Genomic DNA, 26,389 nt, shown 5'->3' on the forward strand with positions numbered 1-26,389 from the left:
ATGGGCATGAGGGAGATCAACTCCAAGATGGTCGAGGCCACGGTGGCTCCGGGGCAGCGGCTGTTCAGCCAGCGCGGGGCGATGCTCGCGTACACCGGCGAGGTGTCCTTCACCCCGAACATGCAGAGCGGGCAGGGCGGGGTCATGTCGATGCTCGGGCGCCGGGTGGCGGGCGAGGCGGCTCCGCTGATGAGCGTCGAGGGCAGCGGCACGGTGATGTTCGGGCACGGCGGGCACCACGTCCACGTCATCACCCTCACCGGCGACACCCTCTACGTGGAGGCGGACCGGCTGCTGGCCTTCGAGGGCTCGCTGCGGCAGGGCACGATGTTCCTGGGCTCGCAGGGCGGGGTCATGGGCCTGGTGCGCGGCCAGGCGACCGGGCAGGGTCTGTTCACCACGACCCTCCAGGGCCACGGCGCGGTCGCGGTGATGGCGCACGGCGGGGTCTTCGAGCTGCCCGTCACCCCGCAGCGCCCGGTCCACGTGGACCCTCAGGCGTACGTCGCCCACCACGGCGAGGTGCGCAACAAACTGTCCACCGCGCTGGGCTGGCACGACATGGTGGGCCGCGGCTCCGGCGAGGCGTTCCAACTGGAGCTGAGCGGCAGCGGCACGGTGTACGTCCAGGCGTCGGAGGAGAAGCTGTGAGCGGATACGCGAGCGCGGGCGGTCCGGCGGCCGGTCCGGTGGTCCTCGACCCGACGACGCTCCCCGTCGACGACAACGTGAACCCGTACACCTTCTGCGTGGAGCTCAAGGGCTCCCAGTGGTTCCTGCAGAAGGGGAAGATGATCGCCTACTACGGGTCGATCGAGTTCAACGGCATCGGGCACGGCCGGCTGGACCGGCTGGTGCGCACTTCGTTCCATTCGCCACTGCACGCGAGCGACTGGGTGGTGGCGGAGGGCTCGGGCAAGATGCTCCTCGCCGACCGGGCCTTCGATGTGAACTCGTACGACCTGGAGGACGGCAACTTGACCGTTCGCGCGGGCAACTTGATCGCTTTTCAGCCAAGTCTCGCACTCAAACAGTCGATCGTGCCGGGTTTTCTGACGCTGATCGGAACCGGAAAGTTCGTCGCCGCTTCGAACGGCCCGGTGGTCTTCATGGAGCCGCCGATCCGGGTGGACCCCCAGGCGCTGGTCGGCTGGGCCGACTGCCCCTCCCCCTGCCATCACTACGACCACTCCTATCTCACGGGCGTGATGGGCGGTCTACGTGCGATGACGGGGATCGGCGGGGCTTCCGGGGAGGAGCACCAGTTCGAGTTCACGGGCGCGGGGACGGTGCTGCTCCAGTCAAGCGAGACGCTGATGACCGAGCCGTCCACGGGTGCTGTTCCCTCCGAACCGGGGGTACCCGGTGGGGGCGGAGCTGGACCCATGGGCCCCGGAACACAGGCTTCCGGGGTACCGCGTCTTCCCGGACAGCTAGGAGACCTCCAGCGTCGCTTCGGGCTGTGAGCGGTAGTCTGCGGAGTGTGACGTCGAACGCGTGCGCACAGTCACATCACCCAGAGTAGTTCGTCATTCAACTTCTTAGGTAGACTTCATTCATGGAGACCGAGACGGCCACGCACTGGCTGACCGATGCGGAGCAGTGCGCCTGGCGCACCCACCTGGAGGTCAACAGGCTGTTGACGTACCAGCTCGAAAAGGATCTACAGCCCTTCGGGCTGACGATGAACGACTACGAGATCCTCGTCAATCTGTCCGAGTCGGAAGACATGCGGATGCGGATGAGCGACCTCGCGGGCGCCACCATGCAGTCCAAGAGCCGCCTCTCGCATCAGATCACGCGCATGGAGAACGGGGACCTGGTCCGCCGGGAGAACTGCGAGTCGGACCGGCGCGGCCTCTTCGCCGTCCTGACCGAGCACGGCCTGGAGACGATGCGCAAGGTCGCCCCGCACCACGTGGCCTCGGTCCGCCGCCACTTCATCGACCTCCTCTCCCCCGACGCCCTCCAGGACCTCGACAAGTCCCTGAAGCCCATCGCGGAACACCTCAGGGACCAGCGCGGCCGGCCGTGACCGACCCGGCTCGACGCTCACTCCACCGAGCCGACGCCCACCGAGCGGCAACCCCGCACCCGTGGCGCACCCCGAACCCGCCCCTCAGTCACCTCTGAGGCGATGCCCCACCCGTCCGACGCGCCGCACAGGCGCGAAGGGGGGTGGGGCGCTCGGCTGTCCGGGGTCGCGGCCGGTCCCTCCGTGCCCTCACACCCCCGTCGGCTCCGCCCGCCCCCGGACCGTGAGAGCCACCCCCGCCGAGACCAGCGCGGTGACTCCCGTCAGAGCGAAGCAGAGTGGCAGCGGGAGGTGGCCGAGGAGGGCGCCGGTGGTCAGGCCCCCGGCCGAACTTCCCGCGTTGACGGCCATGTTCACCCAGGCCCCGGCTCGGGTGCGGTCACCGGCGTGGGCCGACTCGTCCGCCAGCAGATAGGCCGTCGTGAGCGCCGGGGCGATGAAGGCGCCCGCGCAGACCATGGCCGCGGTGAGCGTCAGAACGCCGGGCGCCAGTCCGGCGGCCGCGATCGTCAGGCCGAGGGCCGCCGCGAACCCGGCGAGACGCGGCCGGGCGGGACCGCGCCAGTCGATCGCCCCGTTCGCCAGCCCGCCCAGCGCGCTGCCCACCGAGAGCGCGCCCAGCACCCAGGGGACGAGGTCGGTGTCACCGGAGTGGCCGCCGACGTGGGCCAGCACCAGGAGCTCCACCCCGCTGAGGGCGAGCCCCGTGCCCGCCGCCACCACGACCGGCGCCGCGAGACCCCGGACGCCGCCCCGCCGGCCGCCGCCCTCGGTCCGGGGGCGGGGTCCCGTCATCGCCGGGGAGGTGGCGAAGGCGGCGGTGCCCGCCACCATCAGCAACGCGCCCAGCAGTACCCCGGCCGCCGGGACCGTCCAGGCGACCAGTGCGCCCACCAGCATGGGACCGGACACGAACAGCAGCTCCTCGGCGACCCCGTCGAGGCTGTACGCGCGCCGCAGCAGATCCCGGTCGGCGACGAGTTCGGACCACACCGCCCGCATCGTCGGCCCCAGCGGCGGGGCACAGGCACCCGCGAGGACGGCGGCGCCTCCGATCAGCGGCACCGGTGTGCCCGGCCGCCAGGTGAGCGCGGCGAGCACACTCAGCAGGCCCCCGTGGGCGGCGGCCATGGGGAGCAGGGCGCGGCGGGCGCCGTGCCGGTCCACCAGAAAGGCGCGCAGCGGGGTCAGGAAGACCACGGCGGCGCCGTACAGGGAGAGCACCGCACCGGAGGCCGCGTACGAGCCGGTGGCCCGCTGGGTGGCGAGCAGCAGGGCCAGGGGAACCGTCCCGTAGGACAGGCGGCCCACGAGTGCGGTGGTGAAGGTGCGGCGCGCGTGCGGGACACGCAGGACGGCGGAGTACGAGAGCGCGGCGGGGCGCGCGGAGACGGGCGCGGACATGCGCGGAGTTCCTCACGGGAGGCGGGACGAGGGCACGGGTGCGCCGCGCGAGACCCCGGCCGGGAGCCGGTCGGCCGCGCGGCGCGCGGGTGCGCTCTACGCCATCAGGAGGAACATGCCGATCAAGGTAGCAGCGGCCTCAGCCCTGCGTAAGGCCCTCCACCAGTTCGTCCGCCGCTCGGTACGGGTCCAGTTCGCCCTTGACGATGCGGTCCGCCAAGGCGGAGAGGCGGCGGTCGCCGTGGAGGTCGCCGATGCGCTCCCGGAGGGTGGTGACCGCGATCGTCTCCACCTCGCGGGCCGCTCGGGCGCGGCGGCGTTCGGCCAGGACGCCGTGTTCCTCCATCCAGGCCCGGTGCTTCTCCAGGGCCTGGACGACCTCGTCCACGCCCTCGGCGCGGGCGGCGACCGTCTTGACGATGGGCGGACGCCAGTCGCCGGGGCCGCGGGCCTCGCCGAGGCCCAGCATGTGGTTCAGCTCGCGGGCGGTGGCGTCGGCGCCGTCCCTGTCCGCCTTGTTGACGACGTAGACGTCGCCGATCTCCAGGATTCCGGCCTTCGCCGCCTGGATGCCGTCGCCCATGCCGGGCGCCAGCAGGACCACACTGGTGTCCGCCTGGGAGGCGATCTCCACCTCGGACTGGCCGACGCCGACCGTCTCGACCAGGATCACGTCGCAGCCCGCCGCGTCCAGCACCCGGATGGCCTGCGGGGCGGACCAGGCGAGCCCGCCCAGGTGGCCACGGGTGGCCATGGAGCGGATGTAGACGCCCGGGTCCGAGGCGTGGTCGGACATCCGGACCCGGTCACCGAGCAGCGCGCCCCCGGAGAACGGCGAGGACGGGTCGACGGCCAGGACGCCGACCCGCTTGCCCTGCTTGCGGTAGGCGGTGACCAGCGCGGAGGTGGAGGTGGACTTGCCGACGCCCGGCGAGCCGGTCAGCCCGACCACGTACGCGTTGCCGGTCAGCGGGGCGAGCGCGGCCATCACCTCCCGGAGCTGTGGGGACGCCCCCTCGACCAGGGAGATCAGCCGGGCCACGGCCCGGGGCCGGCCTTCCCTGGCCTCGGCCACCAGAGAGGAGACGTCCCGCATCAACACAGCTCCGTTCGCTCACACCGCCGGAAAACCGGAAAAGAAGACTCAGCCCTTGGGTACCCGCACGATCAGCGCGTCACCCTGGCCGCCGCCACCGCACAGCGCGGCCGCGCCCACGCCACCGCCCCGGCGCTTCAGCTCCAGCGCCAGGTGGAGCACCAGCCGGGCGCCGGACATGCCGATCGGGTGACCGAGGGCGATGGCACCGCCGTTGACGTTCACCTTTTCCGTGGACACCCCGAGGTCGTCCATTGACTGCACGGCGACCGCCGCGAACGCCTCGTTGATCTCGATCAGGTCGAGGTCGGAGACCGCCAGCCCCTCCTTGCCCAGGGCGTGCTGGATGGCGTTGGAGGGCTGGGACTGCAGGGAGTTGTCCGGCCCGGCGACATTGCCGTGCGCGCCGATCTCCGCCAGCCAGTCCAGGCCCAGCTCCTCCGCCTTCGCCTTGCTCATCACGACCACCGCGGCGGCGCCGTCGGAGATCTGCGAGGCGGACCCGGCGGTGATCGTGCCGTCCTTGGCGAAGGCGGGCCGCAGCCGGCCGAGGGACTCGGCGGTGGTGTCCCCGCGGATGCCCTCGTCCTTGCTGAACAGCACCGGGTCGCCCTTGCGCTGCGGGATCTCCACCGGGGTGATCTCGGCCTCGAACAGGCCGTTCTTCTGCGCGGCGGCGGCCCGCTGGTGGGACAGGGCGGCGATCTCGTCCTGCGCGGCCCGGCCGATGCCGAGGCGGGTGTTGTGCTTCTCGGTGGACTCGCCCATGGCGATGTTCTCGAAGGAGTCGGTCAGCCCGTCGTGGGCCATCGAGTCCAGCATCTCGATCGCGCCGTACTTGAAGCCCTCACGGGACTTCGGCAGCAGGTGCGGGGCGTTGGTCATGGACTCCTGGCCGCCCGCGACCACGATGTCGAACTCACCCGCGCGGATGAGCTGGTCGGCCAGCGCGATCGCGTCCAGCCCGGAGAGGCAGACCTTGTTGACCGTGAGCGCCGGGACGTTCATCGGAATGCCGGCCTTGACGGCGGCCTGGCGAGCCGGGATCTGGCCGGCACCCGCCTGGAGCACCTGGCCCATGATCACGTACTGGACCTGGTCGCCGCTGATCCCGGCGCGGTCGAGGGCGGCCTTGATGGCGAAGCCGCCCAGGTCGGCACCCGAGAAGGACTTCAGCGAACCGAGCAACCGTCCCATGGGCGTCCGAGCGCCCGCGACGATCACAGAGGTGGTCTTTCCAGAAGACATGAGCTGCGATCCCCTTACCGGCCTGCACAGCCGAGGAGTGAACGAGGGTTTACTTCGAATGTACTGACCGGTACCGGAGCCCGTCATCGCCCTTACGGTGTGATCGCGCGCACGTTGCGTAACCACCTCCGGAGCGCTGCACTGAAACCATGCTGACGCGAATCGACCACATCGGGATCGCCTGCCACGACCTCGACGCCACCGTCGAGTTCTACCGGACGACCTACGGCTTCGAGGTGTTCCACACCGAGGTGAACGAGGAGCAGGGCGTGCGGGAGGCCATGCTCAAGATCAACGAGACGTCGGACGGCGGCGCCTCCTACCTGCAGTTGCTGGAGCCGACGCGGGAGGACTCCGCGGTCGGCAAATGGCTGGCCAAGAACGGTGAGGGCGTCCACCACATCGCTTTCGGTACGGCGGATGTGGACGCGGACGCCGCGGACATCCGCGACAAGGGCGTACGCGTCCTGTACGACGAGCCCCGACGCGGTTCCATGGGGTCCCGGATCACCTTCCTGCACCCCAAGGATTGCCACGGAGTCCTGACAGAACTGGTCACTTCGGCGGCAGTTGAGTCACCTGAGCACTGACCTTCGTACATAAGGGCCGGTAGGGTTGGGGGCGGTCGTCCCCGAACACGGGGGACGACCGATGCCGGGGTCCGGGTTTCGGGGGACGAGCGTCGGGGCAGCAGCCCGTGCTCCGCCGTTGATCTGACACCATTCCCCGGAGGGCCACGTCCGGCGGATGGACGGTGCTCGTCGGAGAAATTCACCAGGGGACGGATGGGACCGCGCAGTGCGGGGCTACGAGAGCCAGGAGCGAGAGCCGGCGGCTGACGTCGACCACCTCTCTCGGTTCGAGGCCGAGATGAAGCGGCTGAAGACCGAGCGGGAAAAGGCGATCCAGCACGCCGAGGACCTCGGCTACCAGGTCGAGGTGCTGCGCGCCAAGCTGCACGAGGCGCGCCGCACCCTGATGACCCGTCCCGCCTATGACGGCGGTGACATCGGCTATCAGGCCGAACAGTTGCTCCGCAACGCCCAGGTGCAGGCCGACCAGTTGCGGCAGGACGCCGAGCGCGAGCTGAGCCAGGCCCGCGCGCAGACCCAGCGCATCCTGCAGGAGCACGCCGAGCACTCCGCCCGGCTGCAGGCCGAGCTGCACCAGGAGGCGGTCACCCGTCGCCAGCAGTTGGACCAGGAGCTGGCCGAGCGCCGCCAGACGGTCGAGTCCCACGTCAACGAGAACGTGGCCTGGGCCGAGCAACTGCGGGCCCGTACCGAGCAGCAGGCACGCCGGCTGCTCGACGAGTCCCGTGCCGAGGCCGAGCAGGCCATGGCCGCCGCCCGTACCGAGGCCGAGCGGCTGACCCACGAGGCCCGTGAGCGGCTGCGCACCGACGCGGAGGCGGCCCGTACCGAGGCCGAGCAGATCCTGCGCCGGGCCCGTACGGACGCCGAGCGGCTGCTGAACGCCGCCTCCTCCCAGGCGCAGGAGGCCACCGACCACGCCGAGCAGCTCCGTACCTCCACCGCCAGCGAGTCGGACGCCGCGCGCCGGCAGGCCGCCGAGCTGAGCCGCGGTGCCGAGGAGCGGATGGCGGAGGCCGAGCGCTCGCTGCGCAGCGCCCGGTCCGAGGCGGAGAAGCTGGTCACCGAGGCCAAGGAGGCCGCCTCCAAGGCGCTCTCCAGCGCCGAGGCCGCCAACGAGACCCGCACGCGTACCGCCAAGGAGCAGGTCGCCCGGCTGGTCAGCGAGGCCACCAAGGAGGCCGAGACCACCAAGGCCGACGCCGAGCAGTTGGTCGCGGACGCCCGTGCCGAGGCGGAGAAGATCCTCGCGGAGGCCGGGGAGAACGCCCGCAGCGCCACCGCCGAGGAGACCGCCAGCCAGCTCTCGAAGGCCGCGCGGACGGCCGAGGAGGTCCTGAACAAGGCCGCCGAGGACGCCCGCAAGACCACCAGGGCCGCCACCGAGGAGGCCGAGCGCATCCGCTCGGAGGCCGAGGCGGAGGCGGACCGGCTGCGTGCCGAGGCGCACGACATCGCCGAGGAGCTCAAGGGCACGGCGAAGGACGACACCAAGGAGTACCGCGCCAAGACGGTCGAGCTGCAGGAGGAGGCCCGCAGGCTGCGCGGCGAGGCCGAGCAACTGCGCGCCGACGCCGTCGCCGAGGGCGACTCCATCCGCGCCGAGGCCCGCCGCGAGGCGGTCACCCAGATCGAGGAGGCGGCGAAGTCCGCCGAGGAACTCCTCGCCAAGGCCAAGGCCGACGCGGACGAGCTGCGCAAGACCGCCACCACCGACAGCGAGAAGGTCCGCACCGAGGCCATCGAGCGGGCGACCAGCCTGCGCCGGCAGGCCGAGGAGACGCTGGAGCGCACCCGCAAGGAGGCCGAGCGGCTCAAGGCCGAGGCCGAGGAGCGGGCCGAGACGGTCGGCGCGGACGCCGAGAAGGCCGCGCGCGAGCTGCGCGAGGAGGCCGAGAAGGCCGCCGAGGCGCGCCGCGAGGAGGCCGCCGGTGAGCTGACGCGGCTGCAGACCGAGACGCAGGAGCGGCTGGAGTCGGCGGAGCAGGCGCTCACCGAGGCCCGCGAAGAGGCGTCCGGTATCCGGCGCGAGGCCGGCGAGGAGGCCGAGCGGCTGCGGTCCGAGGCCGCCGAGCGCATCCGTACGCTCCAGCAGCAGGCCGAGACCGAGGCCGAGCGGCTGCGTGACGAGGCCGCGGCGGACGCGTCGGCCTCGCGTGCCGAGGGTGAGTCGGTGGCCGTGCGGCTGCGGTCGGAGGCCGCGGCGGAGGCCGAGCGGCTCAAGGCCGAGGCACAGGAGACGGCCGACCGGGTCCGCGCGGAGGCGCAGGCCGCGGCCGAGCGGCTGGGCACGGAGGCGTCCGAGACGCTGGCCGCCGCCCAGGAGGAGGCCGCCCGGCGCCGCCGCGAGGCGGAGGAACTGCTCGGTTCCGCCCGCGAGGAGGCGGACCAGGAGCGCGAGCGGGCCCGCGAGCAGAGCGAGGAGCTGCTGGCCTCGGCGCGCAAGCGCGTGGAGGAGGCACAGGCCGAGGCGACCCGGCTGGTCGAGGAGGCGGACCGGCGGGCCACCGAGATGGTGTCCGCCGCCGAGACCCACGCGGCACAGGTGCGGGACTCCGTCAGCGGGCTGCACGAGCAGGCGCAGGAGGAGATCGCCGGGCTGCGTTCGGCCGCCGAGCACGCGGCGGACCGTACCCGTCGGGAGGCCGAGGAGGAGGCGGACCGGGTCCGCACCGACGCCTACGCCGAGCGGGAGCGGGCGAGCGAGGACGCCACGCGGCTGCGCCGGGAGGCGGACGAGGAGTCCGAGGCGGCCAGGGCGCTCGCGGAGCGCACGGTCGCCGAGGCGGCCGAGGAGTCGGAGCGGCTGCGCTCGGACGCGTCCGAGTACGCCCAGCGGGTGCGTACCGAGGCGTCGGACAAGCTGGCGGAGGCCGACCAGAGCGCGTCGCGGACGCGGGCGGACGCCCGTGAGGACGCCAACCGCATCCGTTCGGACGCGGCGACGCAGGCCGACACCCTGATCACCGAGGCTAGTTCCGAGGCGGAGCGGCTCCAGGCCGAGACGGTCGCGGAGGCGGACCGGGTCCGCGCCGAGGCGGTGGCGGGTGCCGAGAAGCTGATCGCGGACGCGACCGACGACGCGGAGCGGCTGCGTGCCGAGGCGGCGGAGACGGTCGGTACGGCGCAGCGGCACGCGGAGCGGATGCGTGCCGACGCCGACCGGGCCAGGTCCGAGGCGGAGGCGGAGGCCGAGCGGCTGACGGGCTCGGCGCGCGAGGAGGCCGACCGGACGCTGGACGAGGCGCGCAGCGAGGCCAACAAGCGGCGCTCCGAGGCGGCCGAGCAGGTCGACACGCTCATCTCGGAGACGGCGGCCGAGGCGGACAAGCTGATCGCGGAGGCGCGGCAGCAGGCGCAGAAGGCCACCGCGGACGCGGAGGGCCAGGCCGACACGATGGTGGGCGCGGCCCGCACCGAGGCCGACCGGATCGTGTCCGAGGCGACGGTGGAGGGCAACTCCCGTGTGGAGAAGGCCCGTACGGACGCCGACGAGCTGCTGGTCGGGGCACGCCGGGACGCGACCGCGATCCGGGAGCGGGCGGAGGAACTGCGCGAGCGGGTCACCTCGGAGATCGAGGAGCTGCACGAGCGGGCCCGCCGGGAGTCGGCGGAGACGATGAAGTCGACCGGCGACCGCTGCGACGCGCTGATCAAGGCGTCCGAGGAGCAGTTGTCCAAGGCGCAGGCGAAGGCCAAGGAGCTGGTGTCGGAGGCCAACTCCGAGGCGGGCAAGGTGCGGATCGCCGCCGTGAAGAAGGCGGAGGGTCTGCTCAAGGAGGCCGAGCAGAAGAAGACCAGGCTCGTCAAGGAGGCCGAGGACCTGAAGGCCGAGGCGATCCGCGAGGCGCGGCGCACGGTCGAGGAGGGCAAGCGGGAGCTGGAGATCCTGGTGCGCCGCCGGGAGGACATCAACACCGAGATCTCCCGTGTCCAGGACGTGCTGGAGGCGCTGGAGTCGTTCGAGGGTCCGGCCGGCAAGGACGGCGGTGTCAAGGCGGGGGCCACGGTGGGGCCGCCTCGATCGGGTGGCAAGAACTCGGAGGGGTAGCACCGGGTCACACCGGGTACCGCGGGGAGCGGAAATACGGTTGTTCTGGCGGGCTTTGCCCTGGTATTCGGCAATCTGTCGGGTGGTCAGCCACCCGAAAGAGGTGTCATTCTCCAGACCAAACACGTATCCGCTCGATGACACACCGCTTCGGCGCCTAGGATTCCCTCTATCACCTCACCGGTCTCATTCGACAGGAACCCCATGAGCGACACTTCCCCCTACGGCTTCGAGCTAGTGCGGCGTGGATACGACCGCGCTCAGGTGGACGAACGCATCTCCAAGCTCGTCTCCGACCGTGACAGCGCGCTCTCCCGGATCACCGCCCTGGAGAAGCGCATCGAGGAGCTCCACCTCGAGACGCAGAACGCCCAGGCCCAGATCACCGACGCCGAGCCGTCGTATGCGGGTCTCGGTGCGCGGGTCGAGAAGATCCTGCGCCTCGCCGAGGAGGAGGCGAAGGACCTGCGCGAGGAGGCGCGGCGCGCTTCCGAACAGCACCGCGAGCTGGCCGAGTCGGCCGCCCAGCAGGTTCGCAACGACGCCGAGGCGTTCGCCGCCGAGCGCAAGGCGAAGTCCGAGGACGAGGGCGTCCGGATCGTCGAGAAGGCCAAGGGCGAGGCGTCGCAGCTCCGGTCCGACGCGCAGAAGGACGCGCAGTCCAAGCGCGAGGAGGCGGACGCCCTCTTCGAGGAGACCCGCGCCAAGGCCGCGCAGGCCGCCGCCGACTTCGAGACCAACCTCGCCAAGCGGCGTGAGCAGTCCGAGCGGGACCTGGCGTCGCGTCAGCAGAAGGCGGAGAAGCGGCTCGCGGAGATCGAGCACCGCGCCGAGCAGCTCCGCCTGGAGGCGGAGAAGCTGCGCACCGACGCCGACCGCCGTGCGCGCCAGACGGTGGAGACGGCGCAGCGTCAGGCCGAGGACATCGTGGCGGACGCCAACGCCAAGGCGGACCGGATCCGTTCGGAGTCCGAGCGGGAGCTGGCGGCGCTGACCAACCGCCGCGACAGCATCAACGCCCAGCTCACCAACGTCCGCGAGATGCTCGCCACGCTGACGGGTGCCGCGGTCGCCGCCGCCGGTTCCCCGGTGGAGGACGAGACGGTCGCGCGTGGCGTTCCGGCGCAGCAGACCCGGTGACACTCGGGCGCGGTCGTAACTGAGCGCGGGCGAAGCCCCCTGCCGCCGGCGGCAGGGGGCTTCGGCCGTTCTCGGCCCGGATACGCCCGGTGAGGCTCTGGCTTTACTTTCTCTTGGGCGGAACCGGGCCGACCCGGATATCCTCCTAACCCTTACGGGGGCACGCGCCCCGCTGTCCTGAACCTTCCGATGGGTGCGGAGCATGATCGAGGCTGTTGGCCTGACCAAGCGGTACGGCGACAAGACCGCCGTGCACGACCTCTCCTTCCAGGTACGTCCCGGCGCGGTGACCGGCTTCCTCGGGCCCAACGGCTCCGGCAAGTCCACGACCATGCGGATGATCCTCGGGCTGGACAACCCCACCTCCGGCTCGGTGACCATCGGCGGCTACCCGTACCGCAAGCTGCCCAACGCACCGCGTGAGGTCGGCGCGCTGCTCGACGCCAAGGCGGTGCACGGCGGCCGGTCCGCCCGCAACCACCTGCTCAGCCTCGCCCAGCTCTCCGGTATCCCGGCCCGCCGGGTGGACGAGGTGCTCGGGGTGGTCGGCCTCCAGGAAGTGGCCCGTAAGCGCTCCAAGGGTTTCTCGCTCGGCATGGGGCAGCGCCTCGGCATCGCCGCCGCCCTCCTGGGCGACCCCCAGGTGCTGCTCTTCGACGAGCCGGTCAACGGCCTCGACCCCGAGGGCATCCTCTGGGTCCGCAACCTGATGAAGGCGCTCGCCGCCGAGGGCCGTACGGTCTTCGTCTCCTCGCACCTGATGAGCGAGATGGCGCTGACCGCCGACCACCTCATCGTGATCGGGCGCGGTCAGCTCCTGGCCGACATGAGCGTGACCGACTTCATCTCCGCGAACTCCGCCGACTTCGCGCGGGTGCGCACCCCGGACACCGAGCCGCAGCAGCGGGAGAAGCTGACCTCGGCGCTGACCGAGGCGGGCGGCCATGTGCTGCCCGAGCTGGACGGCGCGCTCCGGGTGACCGGGCTGGCGCTCCCCCGCATCAGCGACCTCGCGCACGAGGCGGACGTACGGCTGTGGGAGCTGTCCCCGCACCAGGCGTCGCTGGAGGAGGCGTACATGCGGATGACGCAGAGCGTCGTCGACTACCGCTCCACCGTCGACCAGCGCTCCGGGCTCCAGCAGCCGCTGCCGCCCGGTGTCCAGCCGCCGATGCCGGTGCCGGGCCAGGGCCAGCCCGGCTGGTACGCCCCGCCGCCGCCCGCGCCGGGCACCCCGTACGCGCCGCCGGCGCCCACCGCGCCCGGCACCGGCGGACCGAACCCGTACGCCGCGCCCGCCGAACCGACCCAGCCCGAGGACTCCCGATGAGCACCCAGAAGCCTCCGACGCCCGAGGCGCCCGCCGTCGCGCCCGGCGGTTCCCACTCCGGCTACAGCTCACCGATCCCCGTCACCCGTACGCATCTGGGGCACGCGCTGGCCTCGGAGTGGACGAAGATGAAGTCGGTGCGCTCCACGGTGTGGACGCTCGGCGTGTTCGTCCTGCTCGTGGTCGGCATCGGCCTGCTGGCCGCGGTGGCGGTCGGGGGCGCCGGTGAGCTGAGCGGACAGAACCCGCTGACCTTCGGCTTCTTCGGGCTGCTGCTCGGCATGATGTGCGTGATGACGCTGGGCGTGCTGACCACGGCGTCCGAGTACGGCACGGGCATGATCCGTACGACGATGACCGCGTGCCCGAGCCGGGGCCGGGTGCTGGCGGCCAAGTCGATCGTGTTCTTCGTCGTCGCCTTCGTGGTGACGCTGGCCACCGTGTCCTTCGTCGCGCTGCTCCAGACCTCGATCCTGAAGGGGCACGGCGCCCGCACCCCGTCCGGCGGGGAGTGGCTGAAGGCCACGGTCGGGATAAGCCTCTACATCGCGCTGCTGGGCCTGCTGTCGCTGCTCGTCGGCTCGATGATCCGGCACTCGGCGGGCGCCATCACCATCATGATCGGCGCCGTGCTGGCCCCGCTGGTGACCGCGCTGTTCATGAACGCGAACTCGCTGGAGAAGGTGCAGCAGGCGCTGCTGGAGTACTCGATCCCGAGCCAGATGGGCGTCTTCTACGACAACACCCTCAGCCACTCCGGACCCTCGGGCTGGGAGCCGCTGTGGATCATGCTCGGCGTGACGGCGGCGGCCTTCGCCGGTGCGTACGCGCTGCTGGAGAGCCGGGACGTCTGATCCCCGGCCGGGGTCAGAACCTGGGCCAGTTCCCGGACCGCCGTACCCGCGTGGTGCGGCGGTCCCGTGCGTTCCAGCACGCCTTGTGCCAGTGCCGCCGGTCGTCGACGCCCGAGTGCTCCGGCCAGGCCACCACGTGCGGGACACCGGAGGGGATGACCTGGTCGCAGCCGGGGCAGCGGTAGGTCTTGCCGTCGGTGCTCGCCCCGGCGACATGGCGCACGCTCCACTCCTCGCCCTGCCAGCTCTCGGTGGACTGCCAGCCGCCGTACCGGCCCGACCGGTCGTCCTCGGCACCTCGGCCGGACGAGTCTGCCGTCTTCGGTCGGTTGCGACGCGGGGACACGGGACACCTCTCGGGGCTATACAGGAAGCACGGGCCGCGTCCAGCCTACGCGGCACCGGCGGGGGTACGCGTAGGTCACCAACCCGTACAAGTCCCCTTCCAGGCCGATCCATTCCAGCAGAGAAGCGACCATTCTGCAGACAATCCGCAAATCCCTCCACGAAGCCGTGTCCTGGGCACGTGTCATGTGGTTATGCCGGTCGGGGGAGCTCCCGGTCGGAGCCAAGGAAGCGGGAAATGCGATGCGCGTAGGAAGTTTTGTGCTGGCGGCGCGGTATCCGGGTCAGGGCGCCGGAGAGGCCCTGCACCGGGCGGTGCGCTCGGCGGAGGTCGCCGACGAGGCCGGTCTGGACACCGTGTGGCTGGCCGAACACCACTTCGTGCCGTACGGCACCTGTCCGTCGGCCGTCACCCTGGCCGGGCTGCTGCTGGGCCGCACCCGTCGCGTCCGGGTCGGCACGGCGGTCAGCGTGCTGCCCACCGCCCATCCGGTGGCCCTCGGCGAGCAGGCCGCGCTGCTCCACGTCACGAGCGGCGGCCGGTTCACCTTGGGCGTGGGCCGCGGCGGCCCCTGGGTGGACCTGGAGGTGTTCGGCGCCGGACTCGGGGCGTACGAGCACGGCTTCCCGGAGTCGCTGGACCTGCTGCTGCGCTGGCTGCGCGAGCCCTCGGTCGGCGCCTCGGGCGAGCGGTACTCCTTCCGCGAGGTGCCGGTGGTGCCGCGCCCGGCGGACGCGCTGACCGAGTCGCCGGGGCCCGAGGTGGTGGTGGCGTGCACCTCGCCGGCGAGCGTGCGGCTGGCGGCGGAGCGGGGCCTGCCGATGCTGCTGGGCATGCACGTCGGGGACGAGGAGAAGGCCGAGATGGTCGCCCTGTGGCGGCGCCACGCGCGCGAATCGGGCCGGGCGCCCGAGGAGATCGCGGCGGCCGGCCATGTCTCGGCCGGGGTCTGCCAGCTCGCGGACCGCCGCGGCGACGCCGTCGAGACGCTGCTGAAGGCGATGCCAGGCTGGCTGAAACAGGGCCTTGAGGCCCATGTGACGGTGGACGGCCGGGCGCGCGCGATGCGCGACCCGTACGCCTACACCGAACTGCTCTGCGGGCTGCACCCGGTGGGTACGCCCCGGCTGGCCGCCGACCGTCTCGCGGCCACCGCGGAGCGCACCGGGATCTCCCGCTTCGCCCTGCTGGTCGAGGGCTCCGGCGATCTGGACGCGACGGAGGAGAATCTGCGGCGCCTGGGCGCCGAGGTCCTGCCCCAGTTGCGCTGACCGCCGGAGCCGGCGTCGCACGTGTGCGTCAGCAGTCCCGCAGTTCCGGGGACTGGTTGAGCAACTGGCCGCGCACCGAGGTGAAGCGGGCCAGCCTCTCGTCCACCGCGGGGTCCAGCGGGAACACCGCCAGCCGGTGGCAGTTCTGGAAGGCCAGGCGTACGCCGAAGTGGCGCTGGAGCGCACCGCGTATGGCGTCGCTGGCGAGTGCGCGCAGCAGTTGGCCGCGCGCCTGCTCGTCCGGCGGCGGCGTCTGGTTGTCGGCGAACTCTCCGCCGTCCACCTTCAGCCGGGCCACCAGGGAGCTGATCATCTCCCACGCGTAGGGCAGGGAGGTCCGGACGCAGTCGACGAATTCTGCTTCGTCGACCTCGCCTCGCTCGGCCTGTTCGAGTAGGGCCGGTGAGACGTCGAGCGACATGGGTTCTCCTCTCGCACCCCCGATGGACAGGGGTTGCCGGACAGAAAGAGGGAGTGCGCGAGACCGGACACGCTCCGTACCCCCACCGCGGCCTCCCTCGTCCTACGGTAGGCAACCGTCGGTGACCACACCAGCAGAATGCGTATATGGAACGGTCGCACTGCGGTCACAATCGGCCAGGGATGAACAAGAGTTTCCAGGGACAATTGGGGTGGTCCACCGGGCCCGGGTGACTGCGGGCATGAGGTGGGGAGTGGGCGAATCGCGTGCACGGGTGCGCGTCGAGTAGCGTTGCCGACCATGCGTCTCGTCATTGCCCGGTGCTCGGTCGACTACGCCGGCCGGCTCACCGCCCACCTGCCCTCGGCCCCCCGCCTGATCCTGGTCAAGGCGGACGGCAGCGTCTCCATCCACGCGGACGACCGGGCCTACAAGCCCCTCAACTGGATGTCGCCGCCCTGCACACTCAAGGAGGGCACGGGTGACGAGGCGGGTGTGTGGACCGTCATCAACAAAGCGGGCGAGAAACTGATCATCACGATGGAGGAGATCCTCCACGACTCCTCGCACGAACTGGGGGTGGACCCCGGTCTGATCAAGGACGGCGTGGAAGCACACCTTCAGGAGCTGCTCGCCGACCGCATCGAGACGCTCGGCGAGGGCTACACCCTCATCCGCCGCGAGTACATGACCGCGATCGGCCCGGTCGACATCCTGTGCCGGGACGCGGACGGCGGCACGGTCGCCGTCGAGATCAAGCGGCGCGGTGAGATCGACGGCGTGGAGCAGCTCACCCGTTACCTGGAGCTGCTCAACCGCGATCCGCACCTCGCCCCGGTGCGCGGGGTGTTCGCGGCCCAGGAGATCAAGCCCCAGGCCCGCGTACTGGCCACGGACCGGGGCATCAACTGCCAGGTCCTCGACTACAACGCGATGCGCGGCATCGAGGACGACAAGCTCCGCCTGTTCTGAGCCCGGCTCAGATCACCGGCGGCTCGGCGCTGCCGCTCTCCGTCGCGTCCTCGGACGAGGACGCCGTGCCGCCGTCGGCCGGTCCGCCGGCCGAGGTCGAGGTCGTCGAGGGCGCGGTGGGGCCGCCGGTGGGCGTCTCCGTGTCGGTCGGCTCATCCGTCGGCTCGCTGGGCCCGGGCGACGTCGGCGCGGTGGGCTTGCCCGACTGGGTGGGCTTCCCCGACGGTGTGCTGGACCCCCTGTGCGTCGGCGTCGCGGACGTCCTGCCGCCGCCCGTCCCCTTCGTGCCCGTCGGCTCGGCGGTCGGCGTCCCGGCGGTCGTGGACGGCTCGGGGTCGTCCGAGGTGCCGGGGGTGCCGTCCGGGCCGGGGGTGACCGGGTGGCTGGTGGCGGCGCGGGCGGGCGCCGGTTCGTCCTTCCTCGGGACGGCGCCCAGCGTACCGTCGTCCAGGTCCTGCGTCGCGGACGGGTTGCCCCCCACATCGCTCGCCGGGTTGCGCCCGGCGCCCTCGTCGGAGGTCATGCCGAGGGTGACGACGGTGCCGAGCACGGCGACCAGCAGCGCGCCGGACCCGGCGGCCACCAGGTTGCGCCGGGCCGTGGCCCGCACCCCGCTCCGCTCCCCCGCCGCCCCGGACCGCCGGGCGACGACGGTCTCGTCCCCGAAGCCGTAGGGAGCCGGGTGGGCGGCCGGGACCGGGGTGAGCGGTGCCGTGCGGGCCGCCGGGGGCTCCTCGGCCATCAGCGCGGCGAGGCCGGGCAGATCACCCGTGCGGTCGGCGACCAGGGCGAGGGCGCGGCGGCCCGCGACGGTGCCCCGCTTGTCCGCGAGCGCGGTACGCAGCCCGTGGGACGCCTCCAGCTCGGCCCGCGCCCGGTCCAGTTCGCCGTTGACCAGCGCGAGGATGCCCAGCTCGTGGTGGAAGTAGGCCCGTTCGGCGGTGTCCTGGGCCAGGCGGGCGGCCTCGGACCCGGCGTGCAGCGCCTGTTCCCACGCGGTCCAGTGCAGTCCGGCCGCGAAGGCGGCGGAGGCGGCGTGGGCGAGCCGGACCGCGCACGCCTGCTCGCCCTCGTCCTCGGCGACGGGTTCGGTGCCGGGGACGACGGCCTCCAGCGCGGCCAGCACCGCGTCGGCCTCGGCGCACACCCGCTCCGGGGTGACCGAGGGGTGGGCGGCCCACCAGGCGTAGTGCCGGGCGGCGGTGAGGGCCTGGGCGGGGGCGTCCTCGTCGTATCCGGCGGCCTCCAGTTGGGCGCGCACCCCGGCGGCGAGGCGGTAGCGGGGGCCGGCCGGGGAGACCAGGCCGCAGCCGAGGAGTTCGCCGAGCGCGGCGTCGGCGTGGGTGTCGCCGACCAGGGCGGGCAGGTGCGCCGGGTGCGGCAGCTCGCCGTCGAGGGCCACGGCGATGCGCAGGGCGGCGCGGGCGGAGGTGCCGAGCCGGGAGGCGAGCAGCGGGGCGGGCGCGGCGGCCTCGGCGAGGGAGGGCAGCGGCACCTCCTCGGCCTCCTCTTCCTCCAGCGGACCGTCGAGCACCGCGTCGGCGGGGGCGCGTACGTCCTCGAAGACGCCGTACTCGTCGACGACACCGCCGCTGGCGCGCAGTTGTTCGCGCTGGCGGAGCAGGGCGCCGGCCTGGACGAAGCGCAGCGGCAGGCCCTCGGACTCGAACCAGAGGTCCCCGGCCCAGACGGCCTCCTCCTCGGTGAGGGGGCGGCCCACCGACTGCTCCAGGATCTCCACCCCGGCCGCGCGGTCGAGGCCGGGGAGAGCGACCTCCTCGACGTCACTGGCGGCGGTGGGGGCGGGGGCGTCCGGGGTGGCGGCGAGGAGGAACGCGCACTCGGGGGCGGCGTCGAGGAGTTCGGCCAGGGCGGCGCCGCCGTGCTCCAGGTCGTCCACGACGACGACCGCGCCGATCTTTTCGACCGCGTCGCGCAGTTCGTCCGGCTGGAGCCGGTGGCGGGGGGCGTCGTGGACGGTGTGGAAGAGGTCGCGCAGCAGGTCGTCGGGGGTGCGGTTGAGGCCGTCGAGCCGGACCACCCCGTCGGGGGCGAGGTCGGCGCCGTCCTCGGCGACGAGGTCGAGCAGGGCGGTGCGGCCGGAACCGCCGGGGCCGGTGAGGCGGACGGTGCGGCCCCGGGTGAGCAGCCGGACCAGGCGCTCGCGTATCTCCTGGCGCTCCAGCAGTTCGGTGTCGGGGAGCCGGAGTCCGGGCGGGGCGGGCGGCAGGGCGGCCCGCTCGTACTCGGCACGGCCGGCGGCATCGCGCCTGGTGGGGCTGTCCGGCCGCTGGTGCGGAGGGCAGGGTTCTATCTCGCCGCCGTCGACGGGGTTGACGGTCAGCAGGAAGTCCCCGCAGACGAGCCGGGTGGTGCGGGCGGGCACGGGGCCGCTCGGGGCGAAGTCGGCGGTGAGGGGGTCCCGCGGCGGACGGCGGCTCGGTGCCTGACCGTGGTCCTCGGTTCCCGGAAGTATCGGGTCCATGGGTTCAAGCCCCCAAAAGCGTCGTGTGCCGTGTCGGCCCCTCCCGGCCTGCCGCACATCGCGCTGTCGCTTGTGGTCCGGGCCCGCTCGCGGGATTCACGAGGCGGCGGGCGACCGAACCCTAAACCGTCGGCCGGTGTCCCCGACAGGGCGGGGTGCCGACCGGCCCGAGAGATCCGGGAGATCACATTCCGGTGAGGATAGGACGCGAAGCGCGGTTCGGGACGACTTGGAGCCTGCCCCGGTGCCGGGCGGTCACACGCGGGGCAGCGACTCCACGCCCACTCCGCCCTCGATGGCGAGGATGCGGTGCAGCCGGGTGGCGACGAGCAGGCGCTGCATCTGCGCCGGCACCCGGCGCAGCACCAGGCGGCGGCCGCAGCGGCCCGCGCGCCGGTGGGCGCCCATGATGACGCCGAGCCCGGTGGCGTCCCAGGAGTCCAGTTCGGACAGGTCGAGCACCAGATCACCGATCCCGGCGTCGAGCGCCGCGTGCAGGGCCGTACGGGCGTCCGCCGCGCTGCGGACGTCGAGGCGGCCCCCGACGACCAGCTCGGCGTGGTCGCCCCTGATGTGCATATGCGCTCCCCGTTGAGTGCGAGTGGCGTTCTTTCGTGACGGTGCTGTGCAACGTCTGACTGTGTGAGTGTCGATCCGGTTGCTGGTTGTAAGCGAACCGATACCGAATTCACCCGCGGGGGTGATCCCCCTGGGCGGTTGTGCGGACGCGTACGGGACCGGCGTGCGACCCCGGACACGATCAGTACGTGTAGAAGCCCTGCCCGCTCTTGCGGCCGATGTCACCGGCGTCCACCATCCGGCGCATCAGCTCCGGCGGGGCGAACTTCTCGTCCTGGCTCTCGGTGTAGATGTTGCCGGTGGCGTGCAGCAGGATGTCGACACCGGTCAGGTCGGCGGTGGCCAGCGGGCCCATCGCGTGCCCGAAGCCGAGCTTGCAGGCGAGGTCGATGTCCTCGGCGGTGGCCACGCCGGACTCGTAGAGCTTGGTGGCCTCGACCACGAGGGCGGAGATCAGGCGGGTGGTGACGAACCCGGCGACGTCGCGGTTGACGACGATGCAGGTCTTGCCGACCGACTCGGCGAACTCCCGCGCGGTGGCGAGGGCTTCGTCGCTCGTCTTGTAGCCCCGGACCAGCTCGACCAGCCGCATCATCGGCACCGGCGAGAAGAAGTGCACGCCGACCACGCGCTCGGGGTGCTCGGTGGCGGCCGCGATCTTGGTGATCGGGATGGCGGAGGTGTTGGAGGCGAGCACGGCGTCCGGGCGCACGATCTTGTCGAGCGCGCGGAAGATCTCGTGCTTGACCTCCAGCTTCTCGAAGACCGCCTCCACCACGATGTCGGCGTCGGCGACCGCTTCCAGCTCGGTGGTCGGGGTGATCCGGGCGAGGGCGGCCTCGGCGTCGGCCGCGTCCAGCTTGCCCTTGGCGACGAACTTGTCGTACGAGGCACGGATGCCGTCGAGACCCCGCTTGAGCGCCTCGTCGGTGACGTCGCGCAGGACCACGTCCCAGCCCGCCTGCGCGGCGACCTGGGCGATGCCGGACCCCATGAGACCGGCCCCGATGACGGCGAGCTTCCCTGCCACTCCGACTCCCCTTACGCGCTGTTTATGGTTCCTCTCGGCGGACATTAGCGCTCCGTCGCGGTCGTGAGGACCGTAAGTAACGCGTGTCACGGTCTCAGGGCGTGAGACACCCGTCACGTCGTCGGCGGAGGATCAGTTCGGCCCCGGGGCCGCGCAGTTGAGGAACTCCTCGTACAACCGTTGTCCATGGACAGGGGTCTGGACAGGCGCTCGGACGACGACCCCGTCGCCCGGCTGCCCGAAGGAGCCCCGTGCTGCGACCCATGCCCCGACACGCCCTCAGGGCGGGTTCCACCGCCGTCGCGGTGGGACTGCTGACCCTGGGCGCGACGCCCGTCGGCCATGCCGACGAGGTCCCGGAGACGCTGAAGTTCTCCGACTACGACAAGACGGTGGAGGTGAAGCCGTACACCGACTACGACTACACCGGCGCGCTCGCCACGTCGGCCGTGAACACCGGTGCACAGCCGTTGAAGGACTTCACGGTCACGATCGACGCCTCCGCCTTCAAGGGCCAGTTGAGTCTGTCGGCGTCCGACACCCCGACGCCCTGCGTCAGCAGGAGCGAGTCGGTCCTCGTGTGCGACAGCGAGAAGCTCGACAACGGCCGACCGGTCCCGCCGGGTGGCCATATGCAGGGGATCGACTTCCGGCTCCGGACACTGGCGGCCGCGCGTCCCGGCTTCTCGGGACAGATCCGGATCTCGGCCGAGAAGAACGGAGCGGTGATCGGAAAGACCGAGATCAAGGCGGCGGTGGCCGACATCGGCCCGATCACGGACCGCCAGGGGCAGGGCGTCTCCGGTGTGAAGCCCGGCGCGGTGCTGGGCACGACGGCCGGCTTCACGCAGTACAGCGCCCGCGGGCTCGACGGCGTCTACGTCCGCGCCTCACTCAGTCCGGGCCTGTCCTTCACCAAGGAGTTCAGCAACTGCGAGTACGGCGACGAGGGCTACGGCAGCGGAGCGCTCTGCTACGTCGAGACCCCGGTCGAACCGGGCCACGCCTACGACGTCGGCAGTTTCCCCTTCAAGGTCGACGGCACCGCGCTGGCCGAGGGGTGGGTCGTCACCGTGAGCGCGGAGCGCCCCTCCTACCCGGAGCTTTCCCACAGCCACCGTGGCGACGGCCCCCGACTTAACCTCGGCGAAAGGCCCTCGGGACCAGGCATACTCCAGCGCGGTGGAGCCTCCGCAAGCGTCCAGGCCGACAACACACTCGACCTCCAGGTGCTGGGCACCACCGTCGACGGCAAGGCGGGACAGGTGGTGCGGGCGAAGCTCGGCGTACGGAACAACGGGGCCGCCGTCGTCAGGCAGTGGTACGGGAGCGACCGGGGAGACGACCCCGGCACCATCGTCCAGGTCACCGTTCCCGCGGGCACGACGGCTGTCGATGTCCCCGAACGGTGCAAGGCGACGGGCGAGTCCGGGGCCCAGGTCTACTGGTGCTATCAGGACTTGGACGACACCTGGTTCGAGGTCGGTCAGCTCACGCCGTACGACTTCGGCCTGCGCATCGACAAGCCCTCCGCCCTCGCACCCGGCTCGGTGAAGCTGACGCGGCCGAAGAGCGACGACAACAACAAGAACAACACCGCCGCGATCACCGTCACCGTGGACGGCAAGCTGGGCGACGGCTCCAGCCCCGCCCCGGGCGGCAGCGGCTCCACGGGCGGATCGACCGGCGGCTCGGGCTCCACCGGCGGCACCGGCTCCCCGACCGGCGGCCAGGACTCCGCGGGCACGTCCGCCGGGGGCGGTGCCGGAACCCCGGCTCCGGACCACGCCCCGCAGGGCTCCATGGCCTCCACCGGCGCGGGCCCGCTCGCCTGGTACGCGGCCGGCGCGGCTGCCGTCCTGACCGTCGGCGCCGCGCTGTTCGTCGCCGCCCGCCGCCGCAGGACGAGCTGAGCCGCAGGTCAGTCTGGTCCGCACGGCCGGCGCGTCACTACGCTGGCCGTATGGTCAATCTGACGCGCATCTACACCAGGACCGGCGACCAGGGCACCACCGCCCTCGGCGACATGAGCCGGACCGCCAAGACCGACCTGAGGATCTCCGCGTACGCGGACGCCAACGAGGCGAACGCGGTGATCGGCACCGCCGTCGCGCTGGGCGGGCTGGCGGAGGAGGTCGTCACGGTGCTCACCCGGGTGCAGAACGACCTGTTCGACGTGGGCGCCGATCTGTCCACCCCGGTGGTCCAGGCCCCGGCGTATCCCCCGCTGCGGGTCGAGCAGTTCTACGTGGACCGTCTGGAGGCGGACTGCGACCGGTTCAACGAGCGGCTGGAGAAGCTGCGTTCGTTCATCCTGCCCGGCGGCACCCCCGGCGCGGCCCTGCTGCACCAGGCGTGCACGGTGGTCCGCCGGGCCGAACGCTCCACCTGGGCCGCGCTGGAGGCGCACGGCGAGACGATGAACCCGCTCACCGCGACCTACCTCAACCGCCTCTCCGACCTCCTGTTCATCCTGGCCCGCACGGCGAACAAGGAGACCGGGGACGTGCTGTGGGTGCCGGGCGGGGAGCGCTAGGGACCGGCACCCGGGGCCGCTAGGGCCTGTCCGGCGGATGGGCGTGCCAGACCCCGCGTCCGCGCCGTGATCCGCCGGACAGGCCCTAGCGGTCCGCGTCGCTCGTGGCGTCGCTGTCGGCCGCGGCGGCCGCCGACTCCGCCGCGTCCACCTTCTGCTTCATGTCCGCGTACCCGGAAGGGGTCGCGGTGCCGGCCGGGGCGGCCGCCTTGTCGTGGCCGCAGGCCGTGGTGAGGACCGCGAGCACGGCGAGGGCCATGGCGGCCGCCGCGCGCCTGGTGCCGCGCATCACTCGGCCGCCTTGCCGCCGTCGTTCTTCGCGCACCAGGTCTTGACCCCGGCGAGGTCCTTCTGCCGCTGCTCCAGGGTCTTCTTCAGCGACTCGCGGTGGTCGAGGCGGCCCTGGAGGAAGGTGGCGATCTCGGTGTGGCCCGCCTTCTTAGCGTTGTCCACGCGCTGCTGGAGCCGGGCCAGGGAACCGCGCCGGGCCTTGCCCGCGTCGAGCCGCTTCAGGGCGCGGTCGATCCGGTGGTCGATCTTCGGCGCCCGCTGGCACAGCGCGTGCGCGCCGTCGCCGGCCGGCTCGGCGCCGGGCGTGGCGTCGGCGGCGGACGCGGCGCCGGCCGAGCCCGCCAGCACCGCCGCGGCCGCCAGGCCCGCGAGAAGGGTGCGGGTGCGTCGTCGTGCGTCCATGTGCGTCTCCGTCCAGGTCCGGGACGGGCCGTGGTGCCCGTCCGTCGCCCGGAAGGCTAGGAGGCGTCTTTGGGGAAACTCTGTGACCGGTTCGTCCCGGCCGCGGGCCCGCCGGACGCCGCGGTGCCGATCAGCCAGTCCCGCCGTCCCGGCATGCCGGTGCCGTCCAGCGGCAGGCGCACCTCGAAGCGGGCACCGGCGCCGTGCGGGCCGTCGGTGACGCCGACGGTGCCCCGGTGCAGCGCCGCCTGCTGGGCGACGAGCGTGAGTCCGAGGCCGGAGCCGGTGCTGTCCGGGCCCCGCTGGAACCGCTCGAAGAGCCGCTGCCGGGACTCGGGCGGTATGCCGGGCCCCTGGTCGGCCACCACGACGAGCGCCTCCTGACCGGCCCGCCGCACCTCCACCCGTATCCGCGCGGCGCCCGCCGGATCGCGGCCGTGGGCGAGCGCGTTGGCCAGCAGGTTGTCCAGCAGCAGCCGCAGCCCCGGCTCCCAGCCGGGCACGGTGAGCCCCGTTTCCGCGTCCAGGGCGATGTCGGCGCCCCGGTCCCGGCGCCGTACCTCGGCCACGGCGGTGTCCGCGAGGTCCGCCAGGTCCACGGCGTCGAAGGTCTCGGCCTCCACCAGGTCGCCGCGCCCCAGCTCCCGGAGCATCACCAGCAGGTGCTGCAGCCGGGCGTGTTCGAGGCGCAGGTCGGCCAGTGCCTCGTCCCGGTCCGCGTCGGGCAGGCCGGGAAGGCCGAGGACGTCGAGGTTGGTGCCCATGCTCATCAGCGGGGTGCGCAGTTCGTGCGCGGCGGCCGAGGAGAAGGAACGGGCGGTGTCGAGCGCCTCGGCGGTGCGCGCGGCCTGTTCGTCGTAGCGGGCGAGGACGGTGCGCAGGGTGGAGCTGAGTTCGTCGACCTCGGTGACGCCGGTCCGCTCCGGTTCCAGCCGCACGCCGCTGGTGCGCGGGTCGAGACCGGCGGTGCGCCGGGTGAGGCGGCGCAGCGGGGCGCTCACGCCGCCTGCCAGCGCCCAGGCGAGCACACCGGAGGCGGGCGCGGCCAGCAGCGCGGTGAACACCACCCGGCGCCGCACCAGCAGCACCTGGGCCCGGTCGGCGGTGTCGGGGGCGAAGACCCACAGGGTGCCGCCGCGCACCGGCCGGGCCAGCCCGCGCCAGCTCCGGGCGCCGTCGCGGACGGTGACCGGCCCGGCGGCCCGCTCGGGCAGCCGCGCCGAGGGGCCGGGCTGGGGACCGCCGCTGAAGACGCCGTCCGGCCCCTGGACGCGTACGCCGACGTCGAGGGCGGCGCTGAACAGTTGCCGCTCGCGCAGGTCGGCGGCCCTGGGGCGGTTGCCCGCCGAGGCGCGCAGCAGGGCGCGGGCGTCCGGGGCGATGGCGGCGGCGCGTTGGCGCAGATGCTGGTCGCCGGCCCGGTGCAGGTCGCGCGCGACCAGGTGCGTCAGCAGCCAGCCGGAGGCCAGCACCAGCAGCGGGACGGTGCAGCCGACGGCGAGGCCGACACGGGTGGAGAGCCTCATGACGCGTCCCGGAACACGAAGCCGACCCCGCGCACGGTGTGGACCAGCCGGGGGGCTCCGTCGGCCTCCAGTTTCCGGCGCAGATAGCTGACGAAGGTGTCGACGGCGTCGGTGCGCACCTCGAAGTCGTAGCCCCAGACGCGTTCGAGGAGCTGATCGCGGGTGAGGACGAGCCCGGCGTTGCGCATCAGCACCTCCAGGAGCTGGAACTCGCGCCGGGTCAGGTCGAGTACGCGTCCGTCGCGCAGGGCGGTGCGGGCGCCGGGGTCGATCTCGATCCCGGCCTCGCGCAGCACCTCGCGCCCGGTGGGCGGGCTGCGGCGCAGCAGGGCGCGGAGCCGGAGTACGAGTTCCTGGAGGGCGAAGGGCTTGACGAGGTAGTCGTCGCCGCCCGCCTGGAGCCCGGCGATCCGGTCGGCGCTCTCGTCCAGCGCGGAGAGCATCAGCACGGGCAGCTCGCGGCCCTCGGCACGGAGCCGGGTGCACACCTGGATGCCGCTGAGGCCGGGCATCGACACGTCGAGCACCAGCACGTCCGGCGGCTCCTGCCCGATGGCGGCGAGCGCCCCGGTGCCGTCGGCGGCGGTGCGCACCGTGAAGCCGTTCAGCCTGAGGCCACGCTCCAGGGAGCGGCGGATCGCCGCGTCGTCGTCCACGACCAGGACAGTTCCGGAACTCCGCGAGTCACCCATGAGCAGTCACGATACGGCGCCCCGCCGACCCCCGGCAGGCACCCGCATCACCCCACCGGGCCTCTCAAACCACAGCAACCACAGGGG

The 26,389-nt window shown here is 72.6% G+C and carries 23 protein-coding genes and 1 pseudogene; 12 read left to right on the forward strand and 12 right to left on the reverse strand.

The features are described 5' to 3' along the window. The 3 genes from HEK131_RS24705 to HEK131_RS24715 all read left to right on the forward strand — a co-directional run bounded on the left by HEK131_RS24705 (position 1) and on the right by HEK131_RS24715 (position 2,035). Positions 1-651: an AIM24 family protein gene (locus HEK131_RS24705; protein WP_244337068.1), complete on the forward strand. Its 651-nt coding sequence runs from the start codon at positions 1-3 to the stop codon at positions 649-651. Beyond that, complete coding sequence (locus tag HEK131_RS24710) at positions 648-1,466, forward strand: AIM24 family protein (RefSeq protein WP_244337069.1); 819 nt, start codon at positions 648-650, stop codon at positions 1,464-1,466. The genes HEK131_RS24705 and HEK131_RS24710 overlap by 4 nt, the downstream gene beginning before the upstream one ends. A 92-nt stretch (positions 1,467-1,558) precedes the next feature. Continuing rightward, entirely contained in the window at positions 1,559-2,035 is a 477-nt protein-coding gene (locus tag HEK131_RS24715; RefSeq protein WP_161147630.1) for a MarR family winged helix-turn-helix transcriptional regulator, read from the forward strand. A gap of 189 nt (positions 2,036-2,224) precedes the next feature. Here the strand turns inward: HEK131_RS24715 and HEK131_RS24720 are convergent, their stop codons facing one another. From HEK131_RS24720 to HEK131_RS24730, 3 genes are all read right to left on the reverse strand, one after another. Continuing rightward, entirely contained in the window at positions 2,225-3,439 is a 1,215-nt protein-coding gene (locus HEK131_RS24720; protein ID WP_244337070.1) for an MFS transporter, read from the reverse strand. Between the two features lie 139 nt (positions 3,440-3,578). Next, a complete protein-coding gene (meaB, locus tag HEK131_RS24725) occupies positions 3,579-4,535 on the reverse strand; it encodes a methylmalonyl Co-A mutase-associated GTPase MeaB (RefSeq protein WP_244337071.1) in 957 nt (318 codons plus the stop codon). 48 nt (positions 4,536-4,583) lie between these two features. Next, positions 4,584-5,783, reverse strand: a complete 1,200-nt coding sequence (locus tag HEK131_RS24730; RefSeq protein ID WP_217462763.1) for an acetyl-CoA C-acetyltransferase — start codon at positions 5,781-5,783, stop codon at positions 4,584-4,586. Positions 5,784-5,932: 149 nt separating this feature from the next. On the opposite strand from HEK131_RS24730, the gene mce reads away from it, so the two are divergent. The 5 genes and pseudogenes from mce (at position 5,933) to HEK131_RS24755 (ending at position 13,751) form a co-directional block, all read left to right on the forward strand. After that, on the forward strand, positions 5,933-6,373 hold the full coding sequence (gene mce / locus HEK131_RS24735) for a methylmalonyl-CoA epimerase (protein ID WP_161147634.1): 441 nt from the start codon (positions 5,933-5,935) through the stop codon (positions 6,371-6,373). A 208-nt stretch (positions 6,374-6,581) separates the two neighbouring features. After that, positions 6,582-10,427 (forward strand): polarized growth protein Scy, encoded by a 3,846-nt coding sequence (gene scy, locus HEK131_RS24740; RefSeq protein ID WP_244337072.1) that lies wholly within the window; start codon positions 6,582-6,584, stop codon positions 10,425-10,427. Between the two features lie 204 nt (positions 10,428-10,631). Further along, positions 10,632-11,567: a cellulose-binding protein gene (locus HEK131_RS24745; RefSeq protein WP_161146912.1), complete on the forward strand. Its 936-nt coding sequence runs from the start codon at positions 10,632-10,634 to the stop codon at positions 11,565-11,567. A gap of 202 nt (positions 11,568-11,769) precedes the next feature. Beyond that, positions 11,770-12,885, forward strand: a pseudogene (locus tag HEK131_RS24750) (ABC transporter ATP-binding protein); the annotation flags it as partial. Positions 12,886-12,893: 8 nt separating this feature from the next. Next, positions 12,894-13,751: an ABC transporter permease gene (locus HEK131_RS24755; RefSeq protein WP_244337073.1), complete on the forward strand. Its 858-nt coding sequence runs from the start codon at positions 12,894-12,896 to the stop codon at positions 13,749-13,751. Between the two features lie 13 nt (positions 13,752-13,764). Here the strand turns inward: HEK131_RS24755 and HEK131_RS24760 are convergent, their stop codons facing one another. Then, on the reverse strand, positions 13,765-14,097 hold the full coding sequence (locus tag HEK131_RS24760) for an ATP/GTP-binding protein (protein WP_244337074.1): 333 nt from the start codon (positions 14,095-14,097) through the stop codon (positions 13,765-13,767). A 242-nt stretch (positions 14,098-14,339) separates the two neighbouring features. Between HEK131_RS24760 and HEK131_RS24765 the strand changes: the two genes are divergently transcribed. Beyond that, positions 14,340-15,368: an LLM class flavin-dependent oxidoreductase gene (locus HEK131_RS24765; protein ID WP_244337075.1), complete on the forward strand. Its 1,029-nt coding sequence runs from the start codon at positions 14,340-14,342 to the stop codon at positions 15,366-15,368. Between the two features lie 28 nt (positions 15,369-15,396). Here the strand turns inward: HEK131_RS24765 and HEK131_RS24770 are convergent, their stop codons facing one another. Beyond that, positions 15,397-15,789, reverse strand: coding sequence for an SCO5389 family protein (locus HEK131_RS24770; RefSeq protein WP_217462769.1), 393 nt, complete (start codon positions 15,787-15,789; stop codon positions 15,397-15,399). A gap of 300 nt (positions 15,790-16,089) precedes the next feature. On the opposite strand from HEK131_RS24770, the gene nucS reads away from it, so the two are divergent. Beyond that, positions 16,090-16,761 (forward strand): endonuclease NucS, encoded by a 672-nt coding sequence (gene nucS / locus HEK131_RS24775; protein WP_244337076.1) that lies wholly within the window; start codon positions 16,090-16,092, stop codon positions 16,759-16,761. A 7-nt stretch (positions 16,762-16,768) separates the two neighbouring features. Here nucS and HEK131_RS24780 read toward each other — a convergent pair whose 3' ends face one another. The 3 genes from HEK131_RS24780 to HEK131_RS24790 all read right to left on the reverse strand — a co-directional run bounded on the left by HEK131_RS24780 (position 16,769) and on the right by HEK131_RS24790 (position 20,855). After that, entirely contained in the window at positions 16,769-19,246 is a 2,478-nt protein-coding gene (locus HEK131_RS24780) for an ATP-binding protein (RefSeq protein ID WP_244337077.1), read from the reverse strand. 255 nt (positions 19,247-19,501) lie between these two features. Continuing rightward, positions 19,502-19,825, reverse strand: coding sequence for an STAS domain-containing protein (locus tag HEK131_RS24785; protein ID WP_161146932.1), 324 nt, complete (start codon positions 19,823-19,825; stop codon positions 19,502-19,504). A gap of 181 nt (positions 19,826-20,006) precedes the next feature. Next, entirely contained in the window at positions 20,007-20,855 is an 849-nt protein-coding gene (locus tag HEK131_RS24790) for a 3-hydroxyacyl-CoA dehydrogenase family protein (RefSeq protein ID WP_244337078.1), read from the reverse strand. A gap of 263 nt (positions 20,856-21,118) precedes the next feature. On the opposite strand from HEK131_RS24790, the gene HEK131_RS24795 reads away from it, so the two are divergent. Further along, positions 21,119-22,768, forward strand: coding sequence for a hypothetical protein (locus HEK131_RS24795; RefSeq protein ID WP_244337079.1), 1,650 nt, complete (start codon positions 21,119-21,121; stop codon positions 22,766-22,768). A gap of 50 nt (positions 22,769-22,818) precedes the next feature. Then, complete coding sequence (locus tag HEK131_RS24800) at positions 22,819-23,391, forward strand: cob(I)yrinic acid a,c-diamide adenosyltransferase (protein WP_244337080.1); 573 nt, start codon at positions 22,819-22,821, stop codon at positions 23,389-23,391. Positions 23,392-23,476: 85 nt separating this feature from the next. On the opposite strand, the gene HEK131_RS24805 is transcribed toward HEK131_RS24800, so the two are convergent. Genes HEK131_RS24805 through HEK131_RS24820 form a run of 4 tightly spaced genes read right to left on the reverse strand, consistent with a single transcriptional unit; the run spans position 23,477 to position 26,302 of the window. Next, on the reverse strand, positions 23,477-23,680 hold the full coding sequence (locus tag HEK131_RS24805; protein WP_244337081.1) for a hypothetical protein: 204 nt from the start codon (positions 23,678-23,680) through the stop codon (positions 23,477-23,479). Further along, on the reverse strand, positions 23,680-24,084 hold the full coding sequence (locus HEK131_RS24810) for a hypothetical protein (RefSeq protein WP_244337082.1): 405 nt from the start codon (positions 24,082-24,084) through the stop codon (positions 23,680-23,682). Before HEK131_RS24810 ends, HEK131_RS24805 begins: the two co-directional genes overlap by 1 nt. 56 nt (positions 24,085-24,140) lie before the next feature. Beyond that, positions 24,141-25,610 (reverse strand): sensor histidine kinase, encoded by a 1,470-nt coding sequence (locus tag HEK131_RS24815; protein ID WP_244337083.1) that lies wholly within the window; start codon positions 25,608-25,610, stop codon positions 24,141-24,143. Beyond that, on the reverse strand, positions 25,607-26,302 hold the full coding sequence (locus HEK131_RS24820; RefSeq protein WP_244337084.1) for a response regulator transcription factor: 696 nt from the start codon (positions 26,300-26,302) through the stop codon (positions 25,607-25,609). The genes HEK131_RS24815 and HEK131_RS24820 overlap by 4 nt, the downstream gene beginning before the upstream one ends. Between the last annotated feature and the right edge of the window lie 87 nt (positions 26,303-26,389).

Origin of the sequence: Streptomyces seoulensis, assembly GCF_022846655.1 — a bacterium.
Lineage (GTDB): Bacteria > Actinomycetota > Actinomycetes > Streptomycetales > Streptomycetaceae > Streptomyces.